This window comes from Algoriphagus oliviformis (assembly GCF_017254915.1).
In the GTDB taxonomy this organism is placed as follows: domain Bacteria; phylum Bacteroidota; class Bacteroidia; order Cytophagales; family Cyclobacteriaceae; genus Algoriphagus; species Algoriphagus oliviformis.
Genome location: NZ_JAFKCT010000010.1, coordinates 197044 through 212877, shown reverse-complemented (window position 1 = coordinate 212877; position 15834 = coordinate 197044). Strand labels below are relative to the sequence as shown.

Genomic DNA, 15834 nt, shown 5'->3' with positions numbered 1-15834 from the left:
TCGGGGTTGGAGAAAGCTGAAACTCACTCCAAGGTACTGCAAAATCGGTCAAAGACCTTGATGAAATCATAGTATTGGTCGGCCTCGGAAGGCTTGACGATGTAGCAGCTCGCCTGCTCCTGATAGCTGGTCAGGATATCGTCTTGGGTGGAGGAGGTCGTCAGCATGATCACCGGAATGTCGCGGGTGTCGGCATTGGCCTTGATTTCCTGCAGCACTTCGTGCCCGGTCTTCAGCGGCAGGTTGATGTCGAGGAGCACCAGGTCCGGACGGGCGCTCTTCTCGTATTTTTCCCTTTGAAACAGAAAATCCACGCCTTCCTTCCCGTTGTGGACGACTTCGATGTCGATGACATACTTGCTTTCCTCCAGCGCCTCCGATGTCAGCAGCACATCGCCGGGGTTGTCCTCGATCATCAAAACTTTAAATCTTTTCATGCCTACTCTTTAAAAATACGATTCGAATGTTGTGAACTCTTTTTGGGTGGATCCGACCGTCGGGCCGGCGAAATCTATACGTTCATTTTGTCCATCAGTTCTCGGTATAGTCCCCTCCGAATCGGAATACTGGTATCTCCCAGGTTGATTTTTTTTGCATTGAAAGAGACAATGAAGCTGACATTGACCAAGTAGGACTTGTGCACCCGCAGAAACTGCTCCGCCGGAAGTTTTTCCTCAAACCCCTTGAGAATGTCCCTGACCAGGTAGGATTTGGCCTTGGTAAACACCCGGGTGTAGAGTCCGTCGGCCTGCAGGTACACGATCTCCGTGTGCGGCACCGGTACGAGGTAGCCTTTGTCCATGATCTTGAGCGACCCTTTTGGCTTGGCCTCCCGGCTGGATTTCTCCCCGTGCCGCTTTAGCCCAAAAAACACCGCGGTTTTCAGGCTGTCCAAGGTAAAAGGCTTCAGCAGATAGCCTTCGTGGATGTCCGAGGAGATCCGCTCCAGATATTCCGTCCCCGAGTAAGCGGTGCTAAACACGATCGGAAGGCTGTATTTTTCCCGAATCTTGTAGGCCAAATCGATGCCGTCCAGATCGCCGTGGATCAAGATGTCCATCAGCACCAGATCCACCTCATTGTCCTCCAAAAACCTCAGTGCGCTGGCTGCATTGTCCACAATGCCGGCGACGTGGTATTCGAGATTGGACAGGATTTCGCTGATGTTGTTGGCCAACTCGGCCTCGTCTTCGACGATCAGGATTTTTTTCATGTTTTCAATTTAGGAAACATCGACTTAATTTCCTGTGTGTCAATGACAGGTCAAACGCAATTTGTTGGATATGCGTCAAATTGTAAACGTACGGAATACCCGTAAGCTTGACCAAACCCTTCGGAGAACCTAATTTTGCGATGACTCCAGACTGACACTTTCCCCACGCCGGAGAAGCCTGCCGCAAAGGGCCAAGGCTCCTTTTTTGAAGACTAGGCAAGGGGGCCGAGCCGGGCTCGGATTATCAGGATTTATTGGCTATATTCTACGTTGCTACCGAGTATATTGAACTTTTCAGACCACGAATCTCCTTCCCCGCGATTTCCTTCCGGATTCTCGGAAGATGAAGTCCTCCAGATGATCATCGATCAGTCTGAGGATATACTTCTGCTCACCAACGCCGGTATGGAGGTGGAGTTTGTCTCCCAATCCATGGAAAAAATCCTGGAAATCCCCGTGGCCAAGTCTATGGGAAAAAAGATCAACCAAGTGCTGGACAACTTCCCCTCGCTGCCGCTGATGAAGCCCAACCAGAAGATGGTGATCCCCGTGACCACGCCCAAGACGAAAAAGCGGCTGCTGATCGAGTTTGAGTTTAAGCCACAATACACACCTACCGGCAGCGTACAGGCAATCATCGCCATCGGCCGGAATGTAACCGAGCGGGAAAACTCCCTCAAAAAGTTCAAAGACACGGCCTTCAAGGAAAAGGAGCTCAACCAGCTCAAATCCCGCTTTGTGTCGATGGCTTCCCATGAGTTTCGCACCCCACTGGCCACCATCCTGAGCAGCGCGCTGCTGATAGAGATGCTGCTGCAGAAGGATTTCGGCCCGGAGATCAAAGCCAAAATCATCAACCACGTAGAGAAGATCGTAGCCCAGACCAACCGGCTGACGGACATCACCAGCGATGTTTTGCTTTTGGAAAAAAGCATCCAGACGGAGATGAAGGTCTCCCTGAAAAGAATTCGGATCGGAAAATTTGTCGAAGACCTCGTCGACACGATCAATCGGGAAAGCTTCGAAAGAAGAACCGTGAAATTCACGATGGCGGACGGGGACACCACCGTGATGACGGACCCCAGTCTCCTCACACACATCTTCAGAAACCTGATCCTCAACGCCTTGAAGTACTCCGAGGGCGCTTTGGACCCCGAGGTCTACCTGCATCTCCGAGGCTCCTATTTCGAGGTGACCGTCAAAGACTACGGTTTGGGCATCCCCAAGGAAGAGCATGAGCAAGTCTTCGGATCTTTTTACCGGGCAAAGAATGTGGGAAACATCAAGGGAACCGGCCTGGGGCTCAACATCGTGAAGGAGCTCACCAAAAAACTTCAGGGCGAAATCTGGTTTACCAGCAGCCTGGGGATCGGCTCGGAATTCTACGTGTCCTTTCCGGTCAAGTAGCCTTGGGCTTGGTTTTGATCCGCGATTCGGTGGGCACGTCGCCCTCGATCTGAGCCCCAGCCCCGATCTCGGTATCGCGCCCGATCCTGACCCCCTGGGAGATGACCACGTCGCTTCCTATCCTCTCCGAGTCTTCCAAAAAACTGTAGCCCCCCACATTGACAGCCTGGCCTAAGTAGCTGTAGTTGCTGATGACTGCCTCGTGGCCGATGGAGCAGTTTTGGTCGATGGTATTGAAGTTGCCGATCTGGGTACCAAAATTGATCAGGCTTCCCTCGAGGATCAGATTGCCCTTGCCGAAAATACAGTCCCGGGACACCCAGGCATTTTTTGAAAAGAGGTTGGGGTAGTTTAGCGAGGGATGGTAGAGAAGCCTTCGGACGATGTCCATCTTTTCGCTCGGGCTATCCACTGCCAGGATGAGGGCTGCCTTGTCGATCTCCATCACGCTGTCGCAATTCCCGAGCACCGGCAGGCCTGCAAACTTTTTCCCGCGAAGCTTGGGCCGGTCATCCACAAAACCAAGCAGCTCGTAGCGCAAGCCAAACTGCGAGAAGTTGCTCGCTAGGTATTCTCCAAGTTTTGTAGCTCCGGCTATGATTAGCTTCATGACTTTGCTGGATGCGGTTCGACCAATCCTTTGAAAAAATAAGAATCAGCAAATTAAAAAGTGACATTTTGCCGAAATTTTTCTTTCTGCGGTCGGTGATCGCAAAACCTGTCTAGATTCTAGCCTGGTAGGTATAGAGCTGATAGTACCTCCCCTGCAATGCAATCAGGTCTTCGTGCTGTCCACGCTCCACGATCCTGCCCTGCTCGATCACCAGAATCTGGTCTGCCTGCCGTATCGTACTGAGTCGGTGGGCGATGACAAAGGTCGTCCTACCCTTCATCAGATCTTTGAGACTCGCCTGGATCAAGGCCTCGGACTCCGTATCCAAGTTGGAAGTCGCCTCGTCCAAGATCAGGATCCGGGGATCCGCCAAAATCGCCCTGGCAATGGCAATGCGCTGCCGCTGTCCTCCAGAGAGCTTCACTCCCCTTTCCCCGATCAGCGTGTCCAAGCCCTTTTCAAACCGGTCTGTAAATTCGTGCACGTGTGCCGCACGAGCCGCGCTCTGCAGCTGCTCTTCGCTGGCCTCCGGCCTAGGGAAAAGGATATTCTCCCGGATCGTGCCCTCAAACAAAAAGTCGTCCTGAAGCACCACCCCCAGCTGGGAGCGGAATGACTCCAAAGTCACCGTCTGAAGATCGCTTCCATCCAACAGAATCTGCCCGGAGTCGGGATTGAGGAAAGTGGCGGCCAGACCCGCGATGGTGGTTTTGCCAGAGCCGGAGGTCCCCACCAGTGCTGTGACCGAACCAGCAGGAGCTATGAAACTCACCTCCTTGACCACATCCTTGCCTGCCTCATAGGCAAAGGACACGCCGCGAAACTCGACGTTACCAGCTATGCTTCCCAGCGCCACGGTACGGGTGCGGTCGTCAGCTTCCAGCGGGGTATTCATGATCTCCTCGGTGCGATCCAGGCCGGCGAAGGCCTCTGTCAGCTGGCTACCGATATTGGACATCTGCACGATGGGTGCGATCATGAAGCCCAAGTAGAGTGTGAAAGCCAGAAAGTCCCCGAAGGTCATCTGCCCTTCCATGATCATGTAGCCACCTATTCCCATGATCCCCGCTGAGGCCAGTCCCAAGAGCAGCGCACCCGCAGAAGTCACAAAACTGGTCGCCGTGAGACTGGCTTTTACATTTTGAAACAGCTCGTCCACGCCTTTTTCGAAGGTCTTGATCTCCTGGTTTTCGGCGTTGAAGCCTTTGATCACCCTGATACCGCCCAGGGTCTCCGTCAGTCTTCCCGTCACTTGGGCATTGATCTTGCCCCGCTCACGAAATATCGGACGGATCCTGCCAAAGGCTTTCAGCGAAACCAATCCAAATATTACCACCGGAAGCAATACATAGAGCGTCATCATGGGGCTGATCGAGATCAGAAGAACCAGGGAAATCACCGCCGTGAGTATCCCGCCGACCATCTGGGCAAAACCGGTTCCCACCAGGTTGCGCACCCCCTCCACGTCGGTCATGATGCGGGAGACCAGCTCTCCGGTCTTGGCATTGTCAAAGTAGCGGATAGGCAGCTTGATGATGTGTTTTTGCACCTGGGAGCGCAGCTTGGCGATCAGGTGTTGGGCTTCCACGCTGAGGATTTGGGTGAGTGCGTAGGAGGTCAGGGACTGCACTACGATGGCGGCGACCACAGCCAAAATGAGCCATTTGAGCATATTCAGGTCATTGCTCGGTATCACATCATCCACCAGATACTTGCTCGCTCCCGGCAGAACCAGGCTGGCCAATCTGCTGATGACGATCAGGAAAAGTCCCAAAAACAGATGTTTTCTCCTTGGCCAAATGATGGTGGTAAATACTTGTCGGATCGTAACCCGTCGCTCTTTAGGTCTTGCCATTGTTGCTTAAAAACTAAAACAGGAAACCCCGGAATCTCTTCCGGGGTTCAATTTCATTCTTCTTCTTTAATCCTTGGCCGCAGCTCCACCGGTTTGCTGGAGACAATGGAGATGAAGATGGTGTTTTCCACCCCGAGTAAGATCTCCAAAAACGGAAGGGTAAGCAGGGCAATCCAGGTGTCGGTCTGCAGAAATATTTCCATGTGGTCGTGGGATCTCGGGCAAAAAAAAGCCTGTCAAAATTAGGACAGGCTTGGGTTTTTCAGTGCTTCAGCTATCAGTTTGTTTTGGGAAGCACGTTTGAGATCAGGGATACTTTTTCGATAGGCTCAGAGGCGTTGGAGTAGATCCGCACCACGGAGTTTTGCTTGCCCATCTTGCCGGTAGAGTTGAAGGAAACCTTGATCTCCGCAGATTTGCCTGGTGCTACGGGCTCCTTTGGCCAGCTAGGCACGGTGCATCCACAGGTGGCGGCGACGTTGGAAATCACCAAGGGCGCTGTCCCTGAGTTGGTGAGCACAAAGGTATGCTCCACCTTTGCTCCCTGCACGATGTCCCCAAAGTCCACGGATTTCTCCTTGAATGAGATGACGGCTCCCGATGCCTGCTCTTGGGCAGCTGCCTGGAATACCAATGCAAAAGCAAACAGGCTGAATAGAATTCCTAGTTTTTTCATGGTCGTATCAGAATTGAATTTCAAATATTTCGATTTTTTCGCGAAGCATCAAGAAAACACTTTCCCAATGTTTGCGCCGGACAGAATGAAAAAAACATGCCAGACGGCTGCCCTGCATTGTTAAAAAAACCGAACAAGACAGTCAGCCAGTCCCTTACTCGGGCTTGTTTTCAGGCGCTTTCACAAAAAACGTAGGGGAGAAATTCACCAAAAACAGCTCGTCCGTGGCCCGGGTGACGGCAGTGTAAAGCCAGCGGATGAAGTCCCTATCCACCTGGTCTTCATTGAGAAAACCCTGGTCCACAAACACCGCCCGCCACTGCCCTCCTTGGGCCTTGTGGCAAGTCAGCGCATAGGCAAACTTCACCTGTAGGGCGTTGAGATACGGGTCTTTTCGGATCAGCTCCTGGCGCTCGGTTTTGTTGGCCACGTCAGCATAGTCCTCAGACACCTGGTCGTAGAGGCTTCTGTATTGCTCCCTCGACAGGGAGGGGCTAGGGGAATACAGCGTGTCCAAAAGGACTTTTGCCTCAAAATACGGCTCCTCGGGATAGTCCAGCAGCCGCAGCTCCAATGTGGCAAACCTCAATCCGTACATCTCCTCGAAACTGCGGATCTTCATCACCTCCACCATGTCGCCGTTGGCCAGGAAATTGACCTTCTCCGAGTCCGCCATGTAGGTGTAGTTGTTTTTCACGATCATGAGCAGGTCGCCCGTGCTCATCTCGTCTTCGTAGAAATGGATGACTCTCCTAATATATAGGTTGTACTGCACGGCCGATTTGTTGGAGCGGGTCACAATGATGGAGTTTTCGGTGCCGTACTTATCATAGACGTACCGAAGGCCGTCCTCCAGCCTCTCCGAAGTCATCTTAAACACGTCCTTGAAGGCATTGGTCTGTATCCTGACCTTCGGTTCGGGCAGGGAGAGCTGGTCACGCAGCTCCGTGGCGTTGAAAAGTATCCCCGACTCCAGTCGCTGGCGCATGACCTCCGATAGCTCGATCTGGTCAGCCTCCAGCCGGTAGTGCCTCAGCAGGTAGCCTCCATCCAGGGCAGGACTGTACTCGCTGCCGACGGGCGGAAGCTGGGCAGTGTCTCCGATGAGCAGGAGACGATTGTCCTTGCCCGAAAAGACGTATTGGATCAGATCCCAGAGCAGATTGCCAGACATGCCCCCATCATCGGCCAGCATTGAGGACTCGTCCACGATGAAGACGGTGTCTTTGTAATAGTTCTTCTGCAGGGTAAAAGTACCCCCGAGCGTACCCGGATCCCCCTTGGGCTTGTAGATGATTTTGTGGATGGTGTAGGCCCCACGTCCCGAATAGTTGCTCATGACCTTGGCCGCCCGGCCAGTGGGCGCCAAAAGCAGCGATCGCATCTCCAGCTGGGGAAGTACTTTGACCAAGGCGGAGACCAGCGACGTTTTGCCCGTACCCGCGTACCCTTTGAGGATAAAGACGGGTTTGGTGTCCGGGTTTTTCAGCAAAAAATCATCCATCCTCCCAAAAAAAACAGCCTGTCCAGAAGTCGGAGCAAACGGAAAATACTTACTTAGCAGTCTAGAGGGCCGTTTTTCTGCCTGGATATCTTTTCCCATAGAGACGAATGTAGATGTCAGAAGACAATATCAGCAAGGAAATCGAAGCAAAATTCGGCAATCAGCTCCGCACCCGGGTCAACGGAATCCTCATCGAAGACGAGCGACTGCTCATGGTCAAGCACCGCATGGGAAACGGACGCATCCTCTGGTCAGTGCCGGGCGGGGGCATGCACTTTGGCAGCAGCGCGACGGAAAACCTCCGCCGGGAATTCCAGGAGGAGACCAATCTGGAAGTGGAGATCGGCGCCTATCTCTTCGTCCACGAGTACTTTGACGCGCCCCTTCATGCCATGGAGCATTTTTTTGAGGTAAAAAGGATAAGCGGCAGTGCAAAATTGGGAAATGACCCCGAGCTTTCGGGAGAAAACCAGATTCTACAGGAAATATCCTGGAAATCCATCGATGAAATAAGCGCCATTCCTAACGATTCGCTCCATCAGATCTTTTGGGGAATTAAATCCCTTTCTGAGCTGGGATTGTGGAGGGGATATTTTAATTTTGGAAATAATTCTATAAAATAGCACGTTTAAAAAACCTTCAACCTTAACCAGATTTCTAAATCTCTATCAAAATGAATCTTACAAAAGTTCTCTCATTAGTATTCTTTGCAATTGCTGCGTTTCTCGGCTACCTCCTTTGGAAAGGCGTGGACGACGTAGTGGAAGAGGAAAAAAGAATCGCCCTGCTCGAAGCCGCTACCATCGAAAAGCTTGAAATGCTTCGTGATGCCCAACTGGCTTATCAAGCGTCTAATGGGAGTTATGCAGGCACTTGGGATTCATTGAAGACCTTCATCCAAGGCGGTACGATCTGGATCGTCCAGAGAACTGAGACCACCAAATTGCTGGACTATGGTGCTGAAGAGATCACCGTGCAATTCGACACTTTGGGTTCTGTAGGCGTGATGGATTCCCTTTTTAATGAAAGAAAGTACCCTGATTTCAACCTGGAACTGCTTCCTGTAGTGCCTGGCACCGGCGGAAAGCAATTTGAATTCTTCGCGAGCAAGATTGAGAAAAATGAAGGTGCTTACACTGTAAACGTGTTTGAGATCCGTGACCCAGCTCCGGTCAACCCAGCAAGAAGACTAAACAACAACGAGAAGGCCTTGAGAGTTGGATCCAGAACCGACGCTTCCACGGAAGGTAACTGGAAATAATCCCTTTGGATTTTGGAAAACAATCTTAAGGTTTATAAAAGTGATAAGTTTGATGTGGAAGACACAGCGGGCTTATCACTTTTTCTTTACCCCCATTCGCTGTTCATCTTTGCCAAAGACAAAAACCAGGCAAATATCGGCGTCCACCATTATCAGAACTTTGACCTGTCCCAGCTGGAGGGGCTTTTCGGCTCCGATCCCCTGCTGAGAAATGACGTGCCGGCAAAGTTCTACTTCCACCAGGCGGGATTCAGCCTTGTCCCCGGTGTACTTTTTCAGCCTGGCCAAGAGCGGGAATACCTGCAATTTGCCAAAGAGCTGCCCACCGAGGCCCACTTTTTCTCCACTCCCCTAGACAGCAACAACCTGCAGGTGGTCGGCTTCATCTCGGCCAAGCTGAGAAAAGACCTTGACGCCCGATTTTCGGAAGTCACCCTTTACCACGGCTGCTGCTCCTTTCTTTCCTATCTGTTCAAAGAGCGCTTCAACCTCATCGGGCAGGAAATACTGGTCAACTACTTTGGGAGCCACATCTACCTGGCAGCCTTTACCGACCAGGATCTCGGCATTTTCAATTTCTTCGAGATAGCAGGCCCAGAGGATATTCTCAAGTATGTGCTCATCGCGATCGAGCAGCTGGGCTACGAGCGAAACCACGTGCGGGTCAGTCTTTTCGGGGCCACGGAAAAAAGCGGCATCAGCGAGGCTTGGGGCAAGGAATATTTCCAAAACTTCAGGCTGGTCAATCCGCATTCCAACCAAAATTATTCCCACGGATTCAAGCACCTCAAGTCCGAAAACGTACTGGAATCCTATTGGCAATACGAATAGCATGACAAAAAAGACCGCCATATTTCCCGGATCCTTCGACCCTTATACCATGGGGCACCATGACATCGTGCTTCGGAGCCTGAATCTTTTCGACGAAGTGATCATCGGTATAGGATACAACTCCAGCAAGAAAAACCGCTATTTTGACATTGACCTCATGGTGTCCAAGATAGAGGGCGTGTATGAGGGGGAAAGCCGGGTAAAAGTCGTGGTGTACAATGAGCTGACCTCCACGCTGGCCAAGAGCTACAATGCCCAATTTTTGATCAGGGGGCTACGAAACACGACCGATTTCGAATACGAAAACACGATCAGCCAGATGAACCGCTACCTCAACCAGGAGCTGGAAACGGTCTTTTTGATCACCTCCCCGCAGTTTGCGGCCATCAGCTCCACGGTGATTCGCGAAGTACACCGCTACGGCGGCAACGTGAGCGAATTTCTGCCCTATCCGATTTAAGACTTTACGTGGTTTTTGAGGTATTGCTTAAACATGTACCTCATCGAGGGATAGGAGTTGATCAGCGCCGTCTTGGCGTCAGCCTCCGATAGCCAGATGATCTCCTCTATGCCTTCTTCCGACTGGGGCTTCATCGCGGAGTCGTTGACCGAGTCCATGGCATACCAGTAGGTCTTTTTCAGGATGCTCTTGCGGTTTTGGGTGTAGGTATGCCAGGTATTGCAGATGTGGGGCCCCATCTTCACCTTGACATTGGTCTCCTCCTCGACTTCTCGTTTGGCACACTCCTCAGGGGTCTCCCCTTTGTCAAATTTCCCTTTGGGAAAATCCCATTTTCCAAGTCGGAAGATCATCAGCACTTTTTCCTTTTTGGACACCACGCCGCCCGCAGCCTTGATGATCATAAACCGGCTTTTGATAAAATCCTTCAGCGCCTTTTTGTCTTTGGTCACCAAGGTGATTGAGTCCAGCTCCTTCATCTTCCGGCTTCTGAGCAGATACAGCAAGCGGATGATCATGTCATGGGTGGGCTCGTGGAAAAGCAGATCCTCCTCCCAGTGGATATCCGTGGGCAACTCCTCGAGATTGGAAAAAGTATGGTCAAAAGATTTGGCCGGATCGAGCTCTTCATAGCCCAGTACCTCCACCGGCTTGTCATTGACAAAGATCTTCATGATAGAAATCCAACAATAATGGTGTTCTGGCCAAAAATGCATAAAAAAATCAGCCAGTACAATCTTCGGGCAAATGATTCTACTAATTTTGAAACCATGGAAATCTTAGACCCAAGCATTGCGGCCGAAGTCGCCGACAAACTCCTGGAAATCCAGGCCATACGCCTCCAGCCCACCAAACCCTTCACTTGGGCTTCGGGCTGGAAATCCCCGATCTACTGTGACAACAGGCTTTCTCTGTCCTTTCCTCCGGTGAGAAACCTCATCCGGGACTGCTTGGTCGAGAGCATACAGCACTATTTCCAAAATGTGGAAGCCATCGCCGGCGTGGCCACAGCGGGCATCCCCCAGGGCGCCCTCATCGCCAATGAGCTCGGACTGCCCTTCATCTACGTCAGGTCTAAGCCAAAGGGACACGGCATGGAAAACATGATCGAGGGCCAGGTCGTCCCAGGACAAAAAGTCGTGGTCGTAGAGGATCTGGTGTCCACTGGCGGCAGCTCCCTGAAGGCCGCCGAAGACCTGAAAAAGGCCGGATTTGAGGTGTTGGGAATGGTGGCCATCTTCAGCTATGGCTTCAACATCGCCGCCGAAAACTTCAGCAACGCCGGGATCAAGCTCGTCTGCCTCAGCCACTACGATGCACTGCTGCCGCGAGCAGTAGCCAAAAAATACATTTCCCCAGAGACACTGGACTCACTCGCTGAGTGGAGAAAAGATCCGGGGAGCTGGATGAAAGAATAAAAAACCGACGGCCTAGCTTGGGCTGGCAGGCTATTTTCCGCCTAGCTTCCCCACTAGATCATCCAGCATAGCCAAAACTATAGCGGGCTTACTACCAGAAAAACATAAAGCAAAAAGCCGGATATCCGGCTTTTTGCGTTTCCGAGCTGGAGGTTCTCCCTGGCAATTGGCCAATTTCGTCACGTCAGAGTGGGCGCATTGGCCACTTTCAGCTTTCGGATGGCCTGTTCAAGAAAATTCGGGATGAGGGTCTCGTTGGTCTTGTAGATCTTGTTTTCATCCACCAGGTTTTCCAGCATGGTCCGAAACCGCGCCTTCCCCTTGAGCTCTATGATTTTCTCACGTACCATGGGCTTTTTGAGGTGCTCCAAGAAGCTCACCGGGTCGGCCTCCGGATGAAACTGGGTGCCTACGATCTCATCCGAAAAACGGATCCCCATGATCGCCCGCTCGTATTCCACATGGTTTCGGATTTTTTCCATAGCGATCAATTTCGCCCCCAGGGCTTTAAACTTCCTGTTGTCGGGCCGCACCACCTGGTACTCGCGGGAGTCCACCGCCCAAAACGGATTGTCCAGATCGGCAAAGAGCGGGTCGGACATTCCCTCTGCCGTCTTGTGGATGGTGGTGACGCCAAAAGAAGTCGATTTCCTTTTGGTGATCTGGCCTAGCCCAAAGTGCTTGCACGCCATCTGGAAAGAGTGGCAGATCAACAGCAACTGTTTCTTTTGGGAGTGGTTTTGGTTCCAAATCCAGATTTGGTCCAGAAACTCGTTGTAAAGCAGATCCCAATGTCCATCTCCCTCCAGCGGATCCCCGGGGCCTCCGGTGGAGATGAAAACGTCAAAGTTTCTGACATCCGGAAGTTCTGCCTTTCCTCGGACGTCAAATTCCCGATAGCTGATCACTTCGGAAAACCTCGCCAAAATGTCGTGGATGCAGCGCATGCCCTGATTGGGCTCGCCGTCATACATATCCAAGATCGCCAGATTTACTTTCTTTTTGCCCACTGTCCAAGTACGGTTATTTCCTGCCAACAAAGGTACGCATTCGCCGGATGCCTCTCCGCTTGCTTTGCTCCAAAAAAACATCATCCTCTCTCAGCCTTTTACCCAGTCTGGGGCTGCGAGGTTACTCTCTGGGTGGACTTTTTGCTGAAAAAAAAGATGAAAACAGACATAGGACTACCGTCCAAACGCGCTCTCGCTGCCGTCCAGACTTTTTAGCAAAAGCAACCAGAAATCCCGATGGGGCTATAAGGAAATCGTCAAGCCCGGACTTGGGCTGATTTGGAGGCCACCCGCCTTTTGGGAATGGCCAGATACACCAGGCCAACGATGAGCACTGGGATCATGATCCCAACCAGCACCCATTTGGACGTGGTAAAGACCGAGGCGACCATCGCCAGTCCCGGGTCACGAGTGGGATATAGCGCCAATAGTTTCAGCACGGAAAGATTTTCCACCAAATCCATCAAAGCGATGGCAATAGGCAGCAGCACCAGGTTTTTGTGCTTCCAGACCCGCAGCAAAAGACCGGAAAAAAGTAGGCAATAAACTCCCATGTAAGGCATATCCAGCGCCTATATCCCAAACTCGTAGGCGCTAAGCTGCTCGGCGCTCAACTGCCCCGGAGCGGCATAGGCATCCTCTGCGGAGTACGCAAACATGAGGTCTAAAGCATGCTCTTTGGACAGAAACGAACCCAGGAGGGCATTGAACAACAAAAAGAGACTGAACAGCAAGAGGATATTTCCCCAGTTGCTGAGAGATTGAAAAAGTAGTTTCATGAAAAAAAAAAAAAAAATCAGCATTCTAAAAGTAGGAAAGAACAAAAAAATAGAAAAGGAATGTGTTCTTTTATTGTAAAAGCTTTCCCCAAAGTGGACTAGTGGACAAGGACTTACTCCTCAGAGTCTGTAAACCACTCCGCGTACATGGGGTAGTTTCTGGCAGTCCTCAAAATAACCTCCCGCATCTCCGGGCCGATATCCTTGAGTTTCTTGGCAGGCATCCCGCCGTAGATGGTGTTGGACTCGACCACGGTCCCAGCTAGGACTACCGCCCCCGCTGCGATCACCGAGTCGGAATGCACCACCGCTCCGTCCATCACGATGGCCCCCATTCCGATCAGCACCCGGTCATGGATGGTGCAGCCGTGGACGATGGCGTTGTGGGCGATGGAGACTTGGCTGCCGATATGGGTAGGCGCCTTTTGGTAGGTACAGTGGATCACTGCGCCGTCTTGGATATTCGTGTCGTCACCGATTCGGATCTCATGGACGTCTCCCCTCACGACGGCATTGAACCACACCGTACAGTTTTTCCCCATGACCACATCCCCCACCACCGTGGCATTGGGCGCCAGCCAACTGTTTTCGCCAAACTCGGGAGTTTTGCCTTTCACCCTCAGGATCAATGCCATACGATTCTTTGCTTTTGGTTGAAAAAAAATCTTGTTGAAAAATAGAAATTTTAATCCTGACTTGAACTTTTTGCCTTGGATTCAGTTTACGTGTATAGACATTTAAAATCATTACATCCATTATGAAATCAACCAATCAACTCGGTCTATTCTTTGCAGCAGCTCTTTTGGTCTCTGCATGTGGCGCTCCCAGCAACACCGTCGAAACTTCCGAGGCCCAGGAAGTAGCAGCTCCAGAAGGCAAAACTCTCACTTTGAACACCTCCGCTTCCAACATCGGATGGAGAGGCTACAAGCCAGGCGGCGAGCACAACGGTACCATCCCTGCTACCCAGGGTTCCCTGACCGTGGCGGACCAGCAGATCACAGGCGGCGCGTTCACCTTTGACATCACCGGCCTGCAGATCGAAGACATCCCTGCCGAAGACGAAAACTACGGCAAGCTGTACGGACACCTCCAGTCTCCGGATTTCTTTGACGCAGCCAACCATCCTACTGCGACCTTCGAAATCACCGCAGTGGAGCCATTCCAGTCTGGCGACGCCATAGCAGACAAAGAGGAATTTTCTTCCGAGCACACTCCTAAGCACGACTCGGAATTGACTCCGGCCAATCCTACCCACTGGGTAAGCGGTAACCTGACCATGAGAGGGACTACCAAAAACATCAAGTTCCCGGCTGCGATCAGCGTGACCGACGGCGCGGTGTCTGCCAAGGCAGGTTTCAACATCGACAGAACTGCTTGGGGTCTAGCCTACGGCGACGAAGCCGCCGCGGTAGACAAGGCAAAAGACCAGTTCATCTACAACACCGTTTCCCTGGTGTTGGATGTGAACGCCAACTAAGAAAAACCAACTACCCAATGCTCAAAAGAGGGATTCTGCGGAATTCCTCTTTTTTTTGTCCCCCAATGAAGCCTTACCCGCATTTTTATCCTTTCCCGAAAATCCGCCTGTTGCCGGTTTTGCTCCACTGGGCTGCCGACAGCTTTGACTACATGGCGTACTTTGACGGAAATGGCCACGCCTACCCCCAAGGCCCCTTCGAAAACCTGTTTTTTGCGGGAAACAAGCTGCTGGATGAGGAAGCCTTCTTCGAAGCAATGCCCGGAAAAGAAAAAGTCGGCATCCTTGGCTACGACTTCAAAAACAGCATAGAAAAGCTGGAAAGCAAAAACCCGGAGTTTTTTCCGCTTCCGGAGCTTTGCTTTTTCGAGCCGGAACTTTCGCTTCAGCTGACCGAAGAAGGGTTTTATTCCAAAAAACGGCTCTCAGATTCCTGGATAGATGCCTTGGGCTCTTTTCCTAGACCTGTCGACGGCAATCTGAGCTGCGCCGTTTCGCCCCAGTTTCCCAGAGAAGTCTATCTCTCAAAAATCAAAACCATCCAAGACGAAATCCGAGAGGGCAATACCTATGAGGCCAATTTTTGCCAGGCCTACTCAGGCGGATTTGAGTCTTGGGAACCGATAGCGGCCTACCTACGACTGAATGAGCTGTCCCAAATGCCCTTCTCGGGACTTTTCAAAGCCAAAAGCCAATGGCTGGTCTCGGCTTCTCCCGAACGATTTCTGAAGAAATCGGGGCAAAAGCTCGTGGCGCAGCCTATCAAAGGCACGATCAAGCGGGGTCAAAACGCCAACGAAGACACAGCCAACCGCGAAAAACTTCTCGCCAGCGAAAAAGAACGGGCCGAAAACCTGATGATCACCGACCTTACCCGCAACGACCTCGCAAGGGTGTCCCAAACCGGTTCGGTACGAGTAGAGGAGCTTTTTGGTATCTATCCCCTGCCTCGGGTTTTTCAGATGATCAGCACGGTCTCTTCTGAGCTAAAATCCGATGTCACGTTTCAAGATATCATCCACGCCACATTTCCCATGGGAAGCATGACCGGCGCACCCAAGATCAGCACGATGCAGATCATAGACCGGGAAGAGACCTTCAACAGGGGTTGGTTTTCTGGTGCCTTTGGGTGGGTGGACGGAGAGGGTGACTTCGACTTTTCCGTAGTCATCCGCTCGATAGTTGCTGATTTGGAGGTGAAAAAGCTCTATTTTGGGGTGGGAAGCGCCATCACCATCGATGCCTCACCTGAGCAGGAATACGAGGAGTGCGCGCTCAAAGCCCAAGCCATCCTCGAACTGCTAAGTGGAAAACCAAGCTGAACTCT

General features: G+C 51.8%; 20 protein-coding genes. 8 read left to right on the top strand and 12 right to left on the bottom strand.

The window, feature by feature from the left end; genetic code table 11:
* Positions 1-23: 23 nt before the first annotated feature.
* Together J0A68_RS19740 and J0A68_RS19735 are read right to left on the bottom strand one after the other, a co-directional pair.
* On the bottom strand, positions 24-437 hold the full coding sequence (locus J0A68_RS19740; protein ID WP_206579969.1) for a response regulator: 414 nt from the start codon (positions 435-437) through the stop codon (positions 24-26).
* Between the two features lie 74 nt (positions 438-511).
* Positions 512-1213 (bottom strand): LytR/AlgR family response regulator transcription factor, encoded by a 702-nt coding sequence (locus tag J0A68_RS19735; protein WP_206579968.1) that lies wholly within the window; start codon positions 1211-1213, stop codon positions 512-514.
* 357 nt (positions 1214-1570) lie between these two features.
* On the opposite strand from J0A68_RS19735, the gene J0A68_RS19730 reads away from it, so the two are divergent.
* A complete protein-coding gene (locus J0A68_RS19730) occupies positions 1571-2620 on the top strand; it encodes a sensor histidine kinase (protein WP_206579967.1) in 1050 nt (349 codons plus the stop codon).
* Here the strand turns inward: J0A68_RS19730 and J0A68_RS19725 are convergent.
* The 5 genes from J0A68_RS19725 to J0A68_RS19705 form a co-directional block, all read right to left on the bottom strand.
* Positions 2613-3230, bottom strand: a complete 618-nt coding sequence (locus J0A68_RS19725) for an LbetaH domain-containing protein (protein ID WP_206579966.1) — start codon at positions 3228-3230, stop codon at positions 2613-2615. The genes J0A68_RS19730 and J0A68_RS19725 overlap by 8 nt on opposite strands.
* A 112-nt stretch (positions 3231-3342) precedes the next feature.
* Positions 3343-5088 (bottom strand): ABC transporter ATP-binding protein, encoded by a 1746-nt coding sequence (locus tag J0A68_RS19720; RefSeq protein ID WP_206579965.1) that lies wholly within the window; start codon positions 5086-5088, stop codon positions 3343-3345.
* 53 nt (positions 5089-5141) lie between these two features.
* The gene (locus J0A68_RS19715) at positions 5142-5291 is read right to left on the bottom strand and encodes a hypothetical protein (protein WP_236025675.1); all 150 of its coding nucleotides are present in this window, start codon (positions 5289-5291) and stop codon (positions 5142-5144) included.
* Positions 5292-5365: 74 nt separating this feature from the next.
* Positions 5366-5764 carry a DUF1573 domain-containing protein gene (locus tag J0A68_RS19710; RefSeq protein WP_206579964.1) on the bottom strand — a complete coding sequence of 133 codons (399 nt, stop codon included), beginning with the start codon at positions 5762-5764 and terminating at the stop codon, positions 5366-5368.
* 154 nt (positions 5765-5918) lie between these two features.
* A complete protein-coding gene (locus J0A68_RS19705) occupies positions 5919-7367 on the bottom strand; it encodes an ATP-dependent DNA helicase (protein WP_206579963.1) in 1449 nt (482 codons plus the stop codon).
* 14 nt (positions 7368-7381) lie between these two features.
* Between J0A68_RS19705 and J0A68_RS19700 the strand changes: the two genes are divergently transcribed.
* The 4 genes from J0A68_RS19700 to coaD are packed head-to-tail and all read left to right on the top strand — an operon-like array spanning position 7382 to position 9820.
* Positions 7382-7891, top strand: a complete 510-nt coding sequence (locus tag J0A68_RS19700) for an NUDIX domain-containing protein (RefSeq protein WP_206579962.1) — start codon at positions 7382-7384, stop codon at positions 7889-7891.
* A 50-nt stretch (positions 7892-7941) separates the two neighbouring features.
* Positions 7942-8529 carry a hypothetical protein gene (locus J0A68_RS19695; protein WP_206579961.1) on the top strand — a complete coding sequence of 196 codons (588 nt, stop codon included), beginning with the start codon at positions 7942-7944 and terminating at the stop codon, positions 8527-8529.
* A gap of 12 nt (positions 8530-8541) precedes the next feature.
* A complete protein-coding gene (locus J0A68_RS19690) occupies positions 8542-9360 on the top strand; it encodes a DUF3822 family protein (protein WP_206579960.1) in 819 nt (272 codons plus the stop codon).
* A gap of 1 nt (position 9361) precedes the next feature.
* Complete coding sequence (gene coaD, locus J0A68_RS19685; protein WP_206579959.1) at positions 9362-9820, top strand: pantetheine-phosphate adenylyltransferase; 459 nt, start codon at positions 9362-9364, stop codon at positions 9818-9820.
* Here the strand turns inward: coaD and J0A68_RS19680 are convergent.
* Entirely contained in the window at positions 9817-10494 is a 678-nt protein-coding gene (locus tag J0A68_RS19680; protein ID WP_206579958.1) for an NUDIX hydrolase, read from the bottom strand. The two genes, coaD and J0A68_RS19680, sit on opposite strands and share 4 nt — an antisense overlap.
* A 96-nt stretch (positions 10495-10590) precedes the next feature.
* Here J0A68_RS19680 and pyrE point away from each other — a divergent pair, with 96 nt between their 5' ends.
* A complete protein-coding gene (gene pyrE, locus J0A68_RS19675) occupies positions 10591-11238 on the top strand; it encodes an orotate phosphoribosyltransferase (protein ID WP_236025674.1) in 648 nt (215 codons plus the stop codon).
* A gap of 179 nt (positions 11239-11417) precedes the next feature.
* Here the strand turns inward: pyrE and J0A68_RS19670 are convergent, their stop codons facing one another.
* The 4 genes from J0A68_RS19670 to J0A68_RS19655 form a co-directional block, all read right to left on the bottom strand.
* The gene (locus J0A68_RS19670; protein ID WP_236025673.1) at positions 11418-12332 is read right to left on the bottom strand and encodes a type 1 glutamine amidotransferase; all 915 of its coding nucleotides are present in this window, start codon (positions 12330-12332) and stop codon (positions 11418-11420) included.
* Positions 12333-12505: 173 nt separating this feature from the next.
* Entirely contained in the window at positions 12506-12811 is a 306-nt protein-coding gene (locus tag J0A68_RS19665; protein WP_206579957.1) for a hypothetical protein, read from the bottom strand.
* A 9-nt stretch (positions 12812-12820) separates the two neighbouring features.
* Positions 12821-13027, bottom strand: a complete 207-nt coding sequence (locus J0A68_RS19660; protein ID WP_206579956.1) for a hypothetical protein — start codon at positions 13025-13027, stop codon at positions 12821-12823.
* A 113-nt stretch (positions 13028-13140) separates the two neighbouring features.
* Positions 13141-13662, bottom strand: coding sequence for a gamma carbonic anhydrase family protein (locus J0A68_RS19655; RefSeq protein WP_206579955.1), 522 nt, complete (start codon positions 13660-13662; stop codon positions 13141-13143).
* 122 nt (positions 13663-13784) lie between these two features.
* On the opposite strand from J0A68_RS19655, the gene J0A68_RS19650 reads away from it, so the two are divergent.
* On the top strand, positions 13785-14507 hold the full coding sequence (locus tag J0A68_RS19650; RefSeq protein ID WP_206579954.1) for a YceI family protein: 723 nt from the start codon (positions 13785-13787) through the stop codon (positions 14505-14507).
* A gap of 65 nt (positions 14508-14572) precedes the next feature.
* Positions 14573-15829: an anthranilate synthase component I family protein gene (locus tag J0A68_RS19645; RefSeq protein WP_206579953.1), complete on the top strand. Its 1257-nt coding sequence runs from the start codon at positions 14573-14575 to the stop codon at positions 15827-15829.
* The last annotated feature ends 5 nt before the right edge of the window (positions 15830-15834 follow it).